The sequence below is a fragment of the Coprococcus sp. HCN-4056 genome, from assembly GCF_037892645.1.
GTDB classification, from domain to species: Bacteria; Bacillota; Clostridia; order Lachnospirales; family Lachnospiraceae; genus Coprococcus; species Coprococcus ammoniilyticus.
In genome coordinates this window covers 26,853-40,537 of sequence record NZ_JBBKBL010000004.1, presented here as the reverse complement: position 1 = coordinate 40,537, position 13,685 = coordinate 26,853, and the positions used below count along the sequence as shown (strand labels likewise).

General features: G+C 39.9%; 13 protein-coding genes and 1 tRNA gene. 12 read left to right on the top strand and 2 right to left on the bottom strand.

Annotated elements, in window-relative coordinates; translation table 11 throughout:
* Window positions 1-55: 55 nt before the first annotated feature.
* From codY to WKT03_RS06980, 9 genes are all read left to right on the top strand, one after another.
* Window positions 56-820, top strand: coding sequence for a GTP-sensing pleiotropic transcriptional regulator CodY (codY, locus tag WKT03_RS07020; RefSeq protein ID WP_021944414.1), 765 nt, complete (start codon window positions 56-58; stop codon window positions 818-820).
* 24 nt (window positions 821-844) lie between these two features.
* Window positions 845-1,957 (top strand): hypothetical protein, encoded by a 1,113-nt coding sequence (locus WKT03_RS07015; protein WP_117785415.1) that lies wholly within the window; start codon window positions 845-847, stop codon window positions 1,955-1,957.
* Window positions 1,958-1,993: 36 nt separating this feature from the next.
* On the top strand, window positions 1,994-2,620 hold the full coding sequence (locus tag WKT03_RS07010; RefSeq protein ID WP_181985737.1) for a hypothetical protein: 627 nt from the start codon (window positions 1,994-1,996) through the stop codon (window positions 2,618-2,620).
* A gap of 296 nt (window positions 2,621-2,916) precedes the next feature.
* Window positions 2,917-3,654: a 30S ribosomal protein S2 gene (rpsB, locus tag WKT03_RS07005; RefSeq protein ID WP_021944417.1), complete on the top strand. Its 738-nt coding sequence runs from the start codon at window positions 2,917-2,919 to the stop codon at window positions 3,652-3,654.
* A gap of 41 nt (window positions 3,655-3,695) precedes the next feature.
* Window positions 3,696-4,766 (top strand): translation elongation factor Ts, encoded by a 1,071-nt coding sequence (gene tsf, locus WKT03_RS07000; protein ID WP_117807412.1) that lies wholly within the window; start codon window positions 3,696-3,698, stop codon window positions 4,764-4,766.
* A gap of 105 nt (window positions 4,767-4,871) precedes the next feature.
* Window positions 4,872-5,855, top strand: coding sequence for an alpha/beta hydrolase (locus tag WKT03_RS06995; protein ID WP_226800986.1), 984 nt, complete (start codon window positions 4,872-4,874; stop codon window positions 5,853-5,855).
* Window positions 5,856-6,075: 220 nt separating this feature from the next.
* Entirely contained in the window at window positions 6,076-7,464 is a 1,389-nt protein-coding gene (locus WKT03_RS06990) for a condensation domain-containing protein (RefSeq protein ID WP_340391341.1), read from the top strand.
* A gap of 27 nt (window positions 7,465-7,491) precedes the next feature.
* The gene (locus tag WKT03_RS06985; protein WP_008402883.1) at window positions 7,492-7,734 is read left to right on the top strand and encodes an acyl carrier protein; all 243 of its coding nucleotides are present in this window, start codon (window positions 7,492-7,494) and stop codon (window positions 7,732-7,734) included.
* A 54-nt stretch (window positions 7,735-7,788) separates the two neighbouring features.
* The gene (locus WKT03_RS06980; protein ID WP_340391340.1) at window positions 7,789-9,333 is read left to right on the top strand and encodes an AMP-dependent synthetase/ligase; all 1,545 of its coding nucleotides are present in this window, start codon (window positions 7,789-7,791) and stop codon (window positions 9,331-9,333) included.
* On the opposite strand, the gene WKT03_RS06975 is transcribed toward WKT03_RS06980, so the two are convergent.
* Window positions 9,330-9,908: a TetR/AcrR family transcriptional regulator gene (locus WKT03_RS06975; protein WP_117785409.1), complete on the bottom strand. Its 579-nt coding sequence runs from the start codon at window positions 9,906-9,908 to the stop codon at window positions 9,330-9,332. The genes WKT03_RS06980 and WKT03_RS06975 overlap by 4 nt on opposite strands.
* A 143-nt stretch (window positions 9,909-10,051) precedes the next feature.
* Between WKT03_RS06975 and WKT03_RS06970 the strand changes: the two genes are divergently transcribed.
* The gene (locus tag WKT03_RS06970) at window positions 10,052-10,903 is read left to right on the top strand and encodes an HAD family hydrolase (protein WP_173788575.1); all 852 of its coding nucleotides are present in this window, start codon (window positions 10,052-10,054) and stop codon (window positions 10,901-10,903) included.
* A 105-nt stretch (window positions 10,904-11,008) separates the two neighbouring features.
* A complete protein-coding gene (locus WKT03_RS06965; protein WP_117807416.1) occupies window positions 11,009-12,463 on the top strand; it encodes an NCS2 family permease in 1,455 nt (484 codons plus the stop codon).
* An 83-nt stretch (window positions 12,464-12,546) separates the two neighbouring features.
* Here the strand turns inward: WKT03_RS06965 and WKT03_RS06960 are convergent.
* Window positions 12,547-12,618 (bottom strand) — tRNA-Arg (locus tag WKT03_RS06960).
* Window positions 12,619-12,773: 155 nt separating this feature from the next.
* Between WKT03_RS06960 and WKT03_RS06955 the strand changes: the two genes are divergently transcribed.
* Window positions 12,774-13,505 carry a hypothetical protein gene (locus WKT03_RS06955; RefSeq protein WP_340391337.1) on the top strand — a complete coding sequence of 244 codons (732 nt, stop codon included), beginning with the start codon at window positions 12,774-12,776 and terminating at the stop codon, window positions 13,503-13,505.
* Window positions 13,506-13,685 lie beyond the last annotated feature (180 nt).

Below are 13,685 nucleotides of genomic sequence, written 5' to 3'. Positions count from 1 at the left end.
GTAGATTTTTTATGCAAAAACAACTTTTTTGTATTTTACATACGGAGGAACAGAAATGAGTGTTCAATTATTAGATAAAACACGAAAAATCAACAAATTATTGCACAATAACAACTCGCATAAGGTTGTTTTTAATGATATTTGTGATGTTTTGAGTGATATTTTAAAATCAAATGTACTGGTTATCAGTAAAAAAGGTAAGGTTCTGGGAATTAAGAACCGTGAAGATATACCTGAGATCCATGAACTGATCGAGGATAAGGTCGGTCTGCTGATCGACAGTATGCTGAATGAGAGACTTCTCCTTGTATTGTCAACAAAGGAAAATGTAAATCTGACTACGCTCGGATTTGACAGTGATAACATAGAGAAATATCAGGGACTTCTGCTTCCAATTGATATAGCAGGAGAACGGCTTGGAACGTTATTTCTGTATAAGCTGGATGCACAGTATGATATTGATGATATTATTCTCGGGGAATACGGAACGACGGTTGTAGGACTTGAGATGATGCGGGCTTTAAATGAAGAAAATGCAGAAGAAGATCGTAAGATCGCAATCGTGCGTTCGGCAATCAGTACTTTATCATTTTCAGAATTACAGGCGATCAAGCACATTTTTTCGGAACTGGATGGAAATGAGGGAATCCTTGTTGCAAGTAAGGTTGCAGACCGGGTCGGAATTACCCGTTCCGTAATCGTGAATGCACTTCGAAAGTTTGAGAGTGCGGGTGTTATAGAAGCAAGATCCTCAGGCATGAAGGGAACTTATATTAAGGTTCTGAATGATGTTGTATTTGACGAATTAAAAGCCGTATAAAATTTTGCAAAGGAGAGTAAAGAAATGATATTACCAATCATAACATTATTAGTTGGCGTAGCAGTTGTAGGTGTAAGCTTTTTTATTCTGGATAGTCATGATTTTAAAGAGGAAGATGAGATATATAATGAAAGCTCAGAAGAATTAAAACGAAAGATTACGGAATTATGTGATTCTCTTCTTGAGCAGAGCAAGACATCGTTAGATGAATACAGCGAAGATGTCCGCAAGAAGACAGAAAAGGAACTGAAGGAACAGATTGAAAAATGGGCATCCAAGTTGTCTGAAAAGGCAAAGAAGGAGATGATCGATTATATCAATCAGAGCCTTGCAGAAGCCTATGAAGAATATAATCCGGATGCAGAGAAAAAACCGGAAGCGGTTACTTATGAAGAACTTCTTGAAATGGAAGTAAAGGAAACCGAAGAAGAGATCGCAAAAGAAAAAGAACAACAGGCTGAAGAAGCTGTTTCGGAAGAGAAGCAGACAGAAGAAGCTCCCAAAGAAAATGAGCAGACAGAAGAAATCGAAGAAGAGCCGGATGAGAATTCTCTCGGAGCATTAGAGGCAAGTGAGACGGAGACAGTTATTTCCGGTGATGCAGTTGCAAATGGTGATATAACCGAAACTGTACCGGAACAGGATGTTGAAGAGAACACGGCAGAAGATGATGCGGAGGAACCAAAGGAAGAAGTAGAGGAAGCTGTTGCAGAAGAAGCTGTTGCTGAGGAAGCCGAGAAAGAAGCGGCAGAAGAAAAATCCAATGTTGTTGCCTTTAAGAAAGCAGAAGAGCCTGCTGTTGAGTCAGAAGCAACCGAAATTACAGAAGAAACAACAGTCGCAGAAGCAACCGGTACTGAGCCTGTACAGAAGACAGAACAGCCGGCGGGAGGCAACCGTTCCAGAAAGAAGAATCGCAAGAAGAACAGAACAAACAGAAATCAGAATCGTGCACAGGAGGCAAAGAAAGAAGCTCCTGCACCGGAAGAAATCTGGGATGATGAGAAAAATATCGATGAAGAAGTGGCAGAGCTTTACAAGCAGGGATTTGGAATTATGGAGATCGCGAACCAGCTTGGAATCGGTGTTGGTGAAACCAAGGTGATCATTAAAAATATTGAGAATCAGAAGCAGTAAATTGAAATTGTTTTATACGATAGGAGAAACGGCAGTATGAAGAAAAAATATTTTTTCAGAGGATTAGGCTTTGGACTTATCATTGGTGCGCTCGTTATGATGGTTGGAATTAAGTCCGGAAGCTTTGCAGATACAAAGAAGAATGATCCGTCAAAAGGAGATGCGGTAGAAGTTGTTGCATCAGAAGAAACTACTGAATCAGCGAAAACGACAGAGACTGCAACGGAAACGACAAAAGAGGATGCAGCTAAGGCAACGACGGAAGCTACAACAGAGGCGACAAAGGAAACCACAACGGAAAATACAACCAAGGCAACCACGGAAGCCACAACCGAAAGTACAACCAAGGCAACCACGGAAGCTACAACAGAAGCAACTACGGAAGCTACGACAGAGACGACGACAGAAACAACTACGGAAGCTACGACAGAGACAACTACAGAAGAAAAGAAAAAGGGTGGTTCGATTACGATCAAGCCGGGTATGTATGCAGAGGCAATCTCTCAGGCATTATATGATATCGGAATGGTAGACAGTGTACAGGATTTCTATGATTACCTTGTAAGCTCCGGTAATTCCATGAAACTGATGTGTGGAACTTTCACATTCAAGGGTGATGAAACCTACGATGAGATGATCACCATTATGAGAGATGGACGATAGTTATAGCATGAATTAAAACAAAATATGAGATAATGAGCATTGCGCTGGAATGTGCTCGCACATACCAGCATAATGCGAAAAAGACATGGAACTGTTAAGTGACATGAGATTATAAAAAGAAAGTGCTTGCATGCACTTTCTTTTTGTGTTATTATCGATTTTGTGTGTGGGCTTGAATATAGCAGGCTCATAAAAAACAATATACATGCTGATTGATTCCTGAAGTGGTGCCTATAGCTCGGGTGACTCGGTGAAAGAGAGATCAGCAGAAGAATATAACCATGGAGGTAGAAAAAATGAGCGTTATTTCAATGAAACAGTTATTAGAAGCAGGTGTACATTTCGGACACCAGACAAGAAGATGGAACCCTAAGATGAAGCCATACATCTACACAGAGCGTAATGGTATCTACATCATCGACCTTCAGAAGTCAGTAGGAATGGTTGACGATGCTTACAATGCAATCGGTGACTGCGTAGCAAATGGTGGAAAGATTCTTTTCGTTGGTACAAAGAAGCAGGCTCAGGACTCAATCAAGAGTGAAGCAGAGCGTTGCGGTATGTACTATGTAAACGAGAGATGGTTAGGCGGTATGCTTACAAACTTTAGCACAATCCAGACAAGAATCGCTACTCTTAAGAAGTACGAAGCTATGGAAGCTGACGGAACATTTGATGTTCTTCCTAAGAAGGAAGTTATCCAGATCAAGAAGGAGATGGAGAAGCTTCAGAAGAACCTTGGCGGTATCAAGGAAATGAAGGAAATTCCTGACATGATCTTCGTTGTAGATCCTAAGAAGGAAAGAATCTGTATCCAGGAAGCTCATTCACTTGGAATCAAGCTTGTAGGTATTGCTGATACGAACTGTGATCCGGAAGAATTAGATTATGTTATTCCTGGTAACGATGATGCTATCAGAGCTGTAAAGCTTATTGTTTCAAAGATGGCAGATGCAGTTATCGAAGCTCAGCAGGGTGCTGATGCAACAGATGCTGAAGAAGTTGCAGATGAGGATGCAGCAGTAGAAGAGTAATATTTTAGAATATAAATACTAGAATTTTGGAGGTTATTACGATGGCTATTACAGCAAGCATGGTAAAAGAGTTAAGAGAACTCACAGGTGCTGGTATGATGGATTGTAAGAAAGCACTTACAGAGACAAACGGCGATATGGATGCCGCTGTGGAAGTACTCAAAAAGAGTGGTGCAGCTAAGGCTGAGAAGAAAGCAGCAAGAATTGCAGCAGAAGGTATCGCTAAGGTTGCAATTGATGGTAATACAGCAGTAGTTGTTGAAGTTAACTCAGAGACAGACTTCGTTGCAAAGAATGCAATTTTCCAGGAATTTGTACAGGCAGTTGCAGATAAGGCACTTACAGTAGATACAGAAAAGGCTGGAGATGGCGAAGACGTTGTTTCAATCCTTGATATGAAGGCTGATCTTGATGATAAGATTCTCAAGATTGGTGAGAAAATCTCCATCAGAAGATTTGAGAAGGTTACAGCAGATGTTGTTGCTTCTTATATCCATGGTGGCGGAAGAATCGGTGTTCTTGTAGCCGGTAACGGTGCTTCAGATGATGCAGCTAAGGAAGCACTTACAAACATTGCAATGCAGATCGCAGCTATGAACCCACAGTACATCTCAAGAGACGAGATCTCAGCAGATGAGCTTGCTAAGATGAAAGAGATCACAATTGACAGTGCATTAAATGATCCGTTCTCACTTCCAAAGCCGGTTCTTTCCAAGTTGATCGAGAAGGCTGTAGCCGGTGTATGGAGCGCAGAAGATGTAGCTATCTACGAAGAGAAGAAGTCAAATATGAACTTCTTACCTAACTTCCTTTCAAAGGAAGCTAAGGCTCAGTTAGCAGAGATCGCTTGTGCTGATAAGGAAGAGATCTCAGGCAACAAGATCTTCTCAGGACTTGTTGAAGGACGTATCTCCAAGCAGATGAAGGAAATCTGTCTTCTTGATCAGGTATATGTTAAGGCTGAAGATGGCAAGCAGACAGTTGCAGCATACCTGAAGTCTGTAAATCCTGCTCTTAAGATCGCTAAGTTCGTTCGTTTCGAAGTTGGTGAAGGTATGGAGAAGAAGAATGAAGACTTCGCAGCAGAAGTTGCTAAGCAGATGAATGTATAATTTTATTTGTTGAATGATAATAAAGTATTTCAAGCCCTTGAAAACATTATGTTTTCAAGGGCTGTTTTACAAATACGCGAAAAAGAAGCGGAGAAGATAACGATTATGAATGATACAGGGAATAAGCAGAAAATATTAAGATTACTGGAAATAACAGCCGGTGCATTTGGTCTGTTTGTTGCATTTGGTTGGTCTTTCTTTGATATGCTTGTTCGTTGCAAAGGGAAAAAACGACAGAAAAAAAAGAAATGGTTTCAACTGTCTCATATAAAGAAAAATCATCCAAGAGACAAATATGAAAAAGAATATGAAGAAGGAAAACTGTGGTGTGCTGAACAGCAGATGAAGGATTGCTTTATCAGAAGCAGAGATGGACTGTATCTGCATGCTTATTATCTTCCGACAAAAGAAGCGAAACGTTTTGTTTTGTTAAGTCATGGATATAAAGGTAGCGGCTTTGGCGATTTTGCATATACAGCACGTTTCCTTCATGAGAATGCGTGTAATTTATTGTTTATTGATCAGAGATGCTGCGGTTTGAGCGAGGGTGAATATATTACATTTGGTGCAAAAGAGCAATGGGATGTACAGCAATGGAGTTATTATATTGCTGCAAGAAACAGAGAGAAGCTCCCAATCTATCTTTATGGAGAATCCATGGGAGCTGCGGCAGTGCTTATGGCTTCCGGACATAAACTGCCGGAAGAAGTGAAAGGCTTGATTGCAGATTGTGGATTTTGCTCGATGAAACGGCAGCTTCAGGATATCGCAGCTAACTGGTTTCATTTGGGTTGGGTAGAGCTGCTTTTGTTCCGTGTAGATCTGTTTTGCAGGATGTTTGGAAGATTTCGTATGAGTGATGCTGACACGATAGATGCAATGAAGAAAAATAAACGTCCGGTTTTGTTTTTTCATGGGGAAGCAGATACCTATGTAGTTCCGGAGAATTCTGTATATAATTATGCATTATGCAGTGCTCCCAAAGAACTGGTCATTATACCGGAAGCACGGCATCTATGCGCGCCATATGCAGCTCCAGAGCTTTATCGACAAAAGCTGCTTGATTTTTTTGAAAAATATGATAATTAAAATAGAATCATCAGAAGTAACAGGATCCCTCTTAAGCAGATAAGGTAAATGCCGAATCTGTTTAAGGGGGATTTTTATATTGGGATAATTCTGATCCATAGATTACTTTTAAAGTTTCGGTCAATTTCATGTAAAGTGTTTGTTAAGTTGTACAAGGGGTGGAATTCAAAAATGAAATGTGATAAGTTCACAAAAGAATAAAGAATACAGGAGGTTATCCATGATGATGAAACAGTATCCCTTAACAGCAGCACAAAAAATGCATGATGACTGGATAAAAAAATATAAAACACAGCAGGTGTCCGGTGTCAGTGTTGTGGCATCTTTAAAAGCAGAACTGGATTTCGGACTTTTAAAAAAATGTATTCAGTTGGAATATGAGAGATATGGATGTATGCGTATTCGTTTTACGAAACGTGATAAAAATGGTGATGTGAAGCAATATCTTACTGAAAAAGAAACCCGTGATATTCCTTTAAAAGACTTATCAGGAATGCATATGGAAGAAGCAGACTATCTAATGCAGCAGTGGGCATATGAGACATTTGACGGAGATGATATTCCGCTTTGCGATGTAGTGATGGTTAAACTGCCAGATGGATATAATGGTTTCTTCATCCATATGGATCATAGATTGATTGATTCCTGTGGACTGGTTGTGATGATCAATGACCTGATGCAGTTATATACGCATTATAAATTCAATACACCATATCCGCAGAAGTTAGCTGATTTTGAGGAAGTGCTGGTTAAAGATCTGAATCGTGCAAATAATGAAAAACGGTTTGCCAAAGATAAAAAGTTCTGGGATGATCAGCTGGATGCATGGGGGGAACCCCTTTATTCTGATATCCAGGGTTCAGATGTACTGGAAGCATCAAGAAAGTTACATAGGAATAAAACACTCAGGGCTGCCGATATAGAATTAGATCAGTTGTTTGTGGCAGTAAAGGATTATCAACTGGAACCGGAGCCAACGAAAAATCTGATAGATTTTTGTATGAACCATCAGCTTTCAATGACAAATCTGTTGTTGCTTGGTATTCGTACATATCTGTCAAAGATGAATCATGGACAGGAAGATATTACGATAGAAAATTTCATTTCAAGACGATCTACCCATGATGAATGGACCTCCGGTGGTAGTCGAACTATTATGTTTCCATGTAGAACTGTGATTTCGGCAGATACTGATTTCCTGTCTGCAGCATATGAGATCCAGAATATGCAGAATCGGATCTATATGCACAGTAACTATGATCCGGCGTTGATCAGAGAGGAGATGCAGAAACGATATCATACACCGAAGAATACAGCCTATGAAAGCTGTTACCTTACTTATCAGCCGATGCCGGTAAAATTGGATAATCCTCATCTGGTACAAATTCCACAGCATGCAAAATGGTTTGCAAATGGTGCAGCTACAAAGAAAATGTATCTGACAGTATCTCATACAGATAATGGAGGTATGAATTTTTCATATCATTACCAGACCGCACATTTGGCAGAACATGATATGGAATTGTTATATTACTATATGATGCGGATACTGTTTAAAGGAATCGCGGAACCTGATATGAGTATCGGAGAAATCATGGAACAGGTATAAAATAAAACATATAAAGGAGAAATTATTATGACACAGGAAATGCAATTTAAGAAAATCATAGCACAGTATTGTGATGTTAAGCCGGAGGAGATGACAAACGATATGAAGTTCAGAGAAGATCTGGGCTTTAGTTCGCTTGATTTTATGTCTTTCTTGGGAGAAATCGAAGACACATTTGACATTGAACTGGAGGAAGACGATGCACTGCATGTATTCACAATTGTAGAAGCACTTGATCTGTTAGAGCGATTACAGCAGGAAACTGTATAATCAGAGAATATAAGTATATGATCGCAGCAAGTATGTGCGGAGGTATAATAAGATATGTTAATTCGTGATATTTTGGAAGAAAGCGAAAAAAAGTTTTCAGAAATAAAGGCAGTAAAATGGTTGAAGAAAAAGGAAATCTGTGATAGAAGCTACCGGGAGCTGATGGAGAATGCCGAGTCTGTCAGAAAAGGATTGTGTGAGGAAAGCTTTCAGGGAAAGCATATAGCATTGATCGGTAGTAGTTCTGTGGAATGGATAGAAGCTTATCTGGGAATTATAACAGGTCAGGCAGTAGCCGTTCCTCTTGATGCAGGACTTCCGGTAGAGGATTTGATAGATCTTCTGAATCGTTCAGATGCGGAAGCACTCTTTTTAAGTCCTAAAATTCAGACCTTGTCGGAACGGATACTGGAGGAATGTCCAAAACTGAAAAAAATCTGGATATTACAGGAAGAAAAAATCGAAACAAATCAGAAAAAAGTTGCATCTGTAGCAGAATTAATGACGTCAGGTATAAACGGTACAGATGATTTTGCAGCACCGGATCCGGAAGATATTGCTACGATCATTTTCACCTCCGGAACTACAGGAAAGAGTAAAGGTGTTATGCTGACACAGAGAAATCTGGCAGAAAATGTAAAATCTGTTAATTATACTGCAGAGCCCGGAACCATAGTATTAAGTGTTTTACCGATTCATCATGCATTTTGCCTTGTTATGGATTGGCTCAAAGGTTTTTCCTTTGGAGCAACGGTATGTATTAATGATTCTCTGTTGCATATGGTAAAAAATATGGGCGTCTTTCATCCTGATATTATGCTGATGGTACCTTTGATGGTAGAAACAATCTACAAACGTCTTTCGGCAATGAACCCGTTGATCCCAAAGAAAATAGTTGCAGCCAAGGCATTTGGGGGAAAGCTGAAAACAATATTTACAGGTGGAGCACATCTGGATCCGTTTTATATTGAGAAATTTGCAGAATATGGTGTAAATATTTATGAGGGATATGGAATGTCGGAATGTTCTCCTGTTATCAGTAGCAATGTACCGGAAGATCATAAGACCGGTTCTATAGGACGACCGCTTTCCAATGTTGAGATTTCTTTTGAGGATGGCGAGATTCTGGTACGGGGCAGCAGCGTTATGAAGGGTTATTATCAGATGCCGGAAGAGACTGCAGAAGCCTTAAGAGGTGGATGGCTGCATACAGGAGATAAAGGATATCTGGATAAAGATGGATTCTTATTTATAAATGGAAGAATAAAGAATCTGATCATTCTTTCAAACGGAGAAAATATATCACCGGAGGAAATAGAAAATAAGCTGGCTCTTGGAAAGTTGGTGGGGGAGGTGATTGTGACAGGAGAGAACAATGGTCTTATTGCAAGGATCTATCCGGATCAGGATGCTGTCTCGGCAAAACGGATGAACGAGGAAACAATCAGATCAGAGCTTCAGGCATTTATCGACAGTTATAATAATACGCAGCCGACCTATCGTCGGATTACGGGGTTGGTTATTCGTAAATATCCATTTATCAAGAGTGCGACTAAGAAGATAAAAAGGCAGGAAGTTCTGATTGATGAAGCACTTTAAGACAGATAAGGAAGTATACCTGTGAGAAATGACTGTGTCAGTATTCCGGCAATGATTTCTTCGGAACTCTCAAAATTTTCTCTTGTCCATTTATGGAGAACACCCAAGGTACTGCCAATGCTGCATGCGATCATATATGAGACCTCTTCTTTGGAGTGCATGGAAGGCGTTGTTTTCAGGGTGGCATCTGTTACATAACGATGGAACATAGTTAAAGCCTTTTCAAAGAATTCATCGCCTCTTGGACTCCGGAGAATATTTGCCAGAAACGGATTCGTTTTGGTATAATTACAAATTGTCAGAAAGAAAGATTTGCATATATCCTGATTGTTTTCAGGATGAAAGTCTTCCATGAGGGTGAAAATATCCTGGATAGTTTTATCTTCAACAGCAGTTATAAGAGCTGGAATATTTTCGTAGTGGTTATAGAATGTACTGCGAACAATTCCGGCTCTTTTTATGATGTCGGTCACGGTTATTTTTTCTATTCCTTTTTCTTTCAATACCAATAAAAATGCATCACAAATGGTATCTTCAATAAAGCAGTAGCGTTCATCGGATATTTCATGCAACATAGTGGTCTCCTTTCTGATGTGTATTTATTTTATCACAGTTTTTATACAACCGGGTAAAAATGTAATGAAAATAGCCCCTTTTTCTGTATTTATGTAAAAAAAGTTTATAATATCTTTATTTCCCTTACGAAATATGGTAACATATGAAAGTAAATTCGAAAACAGAGGAAAAGCAGATGAAGTACAGATGCGTGGTTTCAGATTTGGACAGAACGATTTTAAGACGGGATGGGATTTCCCATAGAACAAAGGAAGTTCTTGAAAAACTGGCAGACAGCCACGTTATTTTTATTCCGGCAAGTGGAAGATCTGTTTATTCCATTCCAGAATGCATCCGGGAGATTCGGGGTGTCCGGTATGCGATCACATCCAATGGGGCAGCAATCTATGATTTATCAGATGATCATTCAGTATATAATTTAAAATTACGACCGGAAGTACCGGAGCAGATATTTGATCTGGTTACGGATAAAGATGTATTCTTTGAATGTTTTATAGACGGTAGAGGATATACATCTGAGATATATTATGAGAATCCAATGAATTTTGGAGAGTCAGAGGATATCAGTGCTTATGTAAGAAGCACCAGAACGCCGGTGCCTGATATAAGGCAGTTTATTTTACAGCATAATACGGAGTTGGATTCGATTTCGATTGTAGGACCGACAGAGAAAAAATACCGTATCATGCATGAATTAACACAAAATATCCATACTGTTTATGTAACATCCGGAGCGCCGCGATTGATCGAGATATCTGATCGTCATTCCGGCAAACATAATGGGTTAAAGGAAATTTTACGATTCCTTGGAATATCAATGGAAGAAACAATTGCTTTCGGCGATGGAGATAATGACAGTGAGATGTTAGCAGAAGCCGGACTTGGTGTTGCGGTTTTAAACGCGACAGAGTGTTGCAAGAAAGCGGCGGATCTTGTGATCGGTGATTATCTGGATGACAGTGTTGCCGAATTCCTGGAAGAAACAGTGCGGTAACGGCACACAGAATTTTGATTATAAAGCATGGCATATATCTGTAGTGAGGGACAGGTAGACAACCAATGCTTTTAATAAGAATAAACAAAAGAAAGGAAGGGAAATATGGATAAATTTTTCCACATTTCAGAGCGCGGTTCTAATGTTCGTACAGAGATTATGGCCGGACTCACAACATTTTTTGCCATGGCATACATTGTCCTGGTAAACCCAAATCAGGTAGCAGCAGATGGTAAGGCTGGATGGCTTGTTGCAGAAGGCGCAAGCGCAGCAGAAGTAGGCAGGGTATGGAATGCAGTATTTATCGCATCCGTTCTTGTGGCTGTTATCGGTACACTTCTTATGGCATTCCTTGCCAGAATGCCGTATGCACAGGCATGTGGTATGGGACTGAATTCATTCTTCTGTACCTCATTTGTATCCGGTGCATTCTTTGCAGGTTGCAGCGTGATTGAAGGTTATCAGTCGGGTCTTGTTATCATTCTGTTATCAGGTATTGTATTCCTGATCCTGTCCGTAACCGGACTTCGTAAGTACATTGCGACAGCCATGCCGGAATGTCTGAAGAAATCAATACCGGCCGGTATCGGTTTGTTCATCGCATTGGTTGGTTTAAAGGGCTCAGGTCTTGTACAGGCGAACAAGTATACACTGGTACAGATCTTTGATTTCCATGGAGCAATTTCAGGCGCAGAGACACCGGCAGCTGCATGGAAAGCAGTTATTCCACCGGTTGTAACTATCATCGGTATTATCCTGATCGCAGTTCTTGCAAAGTTAAATGTAAAGGGAAATATCGTAATCGGTATCATTGTTTCCACAGTCCTTTATTATGTATTTAATCTGGAGACACCATCTTTTGATGTATCCAGCATCGGTCAGTCTTTCAAAGACTTTGGCGAGATCGGTTTCCTTGGATGCTTCAAGGCGGATGCATGGAGAAATGCATTTGAAAGCCCATATGTTGGTGGCGTATTCTCAGGTATCATGCTGATCGTTGCATTCTGTCTGGTAGATATGTTTGATACGATCGGAACCTTATACGGAACCGCATCACAGGCAAATATGTTAGATGAGAATGGTGACCCGATCAACTTAGATAAGAGTATGATGTGCGACTCTATCGGTACAGCAGCAGGTGCTATTCTTGGTACATCGACATGTACAACCTTCGTTGAGTCTGCATCCGGTATCGCAGCAGGTGGTAGAACAGGTCTTGCAAGTTTAGTTACAGCAGCCTGCTTCGCAGTATGTCTGTTCTTAAGCCCAATCGCAGGTGTGATCCCAACATGTGCAACAGCTCCGGCACTGATCTTTGTAGGTGTATTAATGGCTAAGAACTTTGCCAAGATCGATATGGATGATATGCGTTCAGCAGTTCCTGCGTTCCTTACCTTCCTTATGATCCCATTAACCTATTCTATCTCAAATGGTATCGGTGTAGGATCAATTTCATACGTTCTGATTACCTTATTCACAGGTAACTACAAGAAGAAAGATATCGTTGTAACGATCATCGCAGCGTTATTCGTTGTAAAGTTCATCTTTGTTACAATGTAAAAATATCATCATTTTATTAAAAGAAAATACCGGCAGCCACATTCCTTTTAAGTGGCTGCCGGTATTTTTATGCATAAAAAATATGCACCAGAGTGGAATCGAACCACCGCACACGGCTCCGGAGGCCGTTGCTCTATCCACTGAGCTACTGGTGCATGACTTATATATAATACAATATTTCGCTGAAATAATCAAATATTTTCTTATATTTCTTCGCTGAATTATGAATACTTCCTGGATGAACTTGCAAAATACAGAACAGAATGGTAGAATTTTGTCGATATAAAATATGAAAAGGAGCATAGGAAAATTGAATCATAAAAAAAACAGTTTTCTTGGTGATACATATATAAAGACAAAAGAAGGAGAGATCGTGATCCGGGCTGGAATGAAGCTTGCGATCGGCTGGGTGATATTTGCATTATTGTGTTCCTGTTATGTGTACGCATTTTTTATCAGAAAACCCAAAATTGTGCCGGGAGAAAATAATACGGTTGAGCTGACGATTCCGGAGAATGCATCATATAAGAAAAGTGATGTTTCAGAGATTAATGATTTGGTTAGTAAGTATCTTACGGCAAAAGCAGCCTGTGATCAGGCAACGTTACAGTCACTGGTGACGGATCCAACCGAGTTTGATGATATGTCAGTATTGGAAAACTCTGCAAAATACCTAAAAGGTTTTGAAGATACGACCTGTTATCTGGCAGATGGTTATGCAGAAGGAGAATATGTTGTGGTTGAATTGTCCTATATGGACATTGCGGACGTAGAATCAAAGCCGCTTGATATCGTGACCTTCTATATTATAACAGACCAGGACGGTTCGTATAAGATCGCTAATGGGGAGCTGTCAAATGCACAGCTTTCTTATCTGAACAGCTTTAAGGCATCAAAGGATATTCAGGATATCTATGTTCATGTAAAAGAGAATACAGAATATCTTCTGGATACAGATAAAACATTCCGGGCATTTTATGATTTGATCAGCAAACCGGCTACAACAGAGAATACTGTAGCTACACCGGAAGATGCACAATAGGAAGGATATTTTAGCTGATTCTGCAAATGTGTGAACCAGTTAGCAGTAGGTTTGTAAGCAGATATCAAGACATAAAAAAGTTCCATAAAAGAATTCTTCGGATATGACAGAATTCTGATACGGAACTTTTTTGTTTTATTATTTGCCTTATATAATATAGAAGTTACAGACGACCGTCCG

Coding starts and splice junctions, on each gene's coding strand:
- codY (WP_021944414.1), top strand. CDS start 56: ATGAGTGTTCAATTATTAGATAAAACACGAAAAATCAACAAATTATTG.
- WKT03_RS07015 (WP_117785415.1), top strand. CDS start 845: ATGATATTACCAATCATAACATTATTAGTTGGCGTAGCAGTTGTAGGT.
- WKT03_RS07010 (WP_181985737.1), top strand. CDS start 1,994: ATGAAGAAAAAATATTTTTTCAGAGGATTAGGCTTTGGACTTATCATT.
- rpsB (WP_021944417.1), top strand. CDS start 2,917: ATGAGCGTTATTTCAATGAAACAGTTATTAGAAGCAGGTGTACATTTC.
- tsf (WP_117807412.1), top strand. CDS start 3,696: ATGGCTATTACAGCAAGCATGGTAAAAGAGTTAAGAGAACTCACAGGT.
- WKT03_RS06995 (WP_226800986.1), top strand. CDS start 4,872: ATGAATGATACAGGGAATAAGCAGAAAATATTAAGATTACTGGAAATA.
- WKT03_RS06990 (WP_340391341.1), top strand. CDS start 6,076: ATGATGATGAAACAGTATCCCTTAACAGCAGCACAAAAAATGCATGAT.
- WKT03_RS06985 (WP_008402883.1), top strand. CDS start 7,492: ATGACACAGGAAATGCAATTTAAGAAAATCATAGCACAGTATTGTGAT.
- WKT03_RS06980 (WP_340391340.1), top strand. CDS start 7,789: ATGTTAATTCGTGATATTTTGGAAGAAAGCGAAAAAAAGTTTTCAGAA.
- WKT03_RS06975 (WP_117785409.1), bottom strand. CDS start 9,908: ATGTTGCATGAAATATCCGATGAACGCTACTGCTTTATTGAAGATACC.
- WKT03_RS06970 (WP_173788575.1), top strand. CDS start 10,052: ATGAAAGTAAATTCGAAAACAGAGGAAAAGCAGATGAAGTACAGATGC.
- WKT03_RS06965 (WP_117807416.1), top strand. CDS start 11,009: ATGGATAAATTTTTCCACATTTCAGAGCGCGGTTCTAATGTTCGTACA.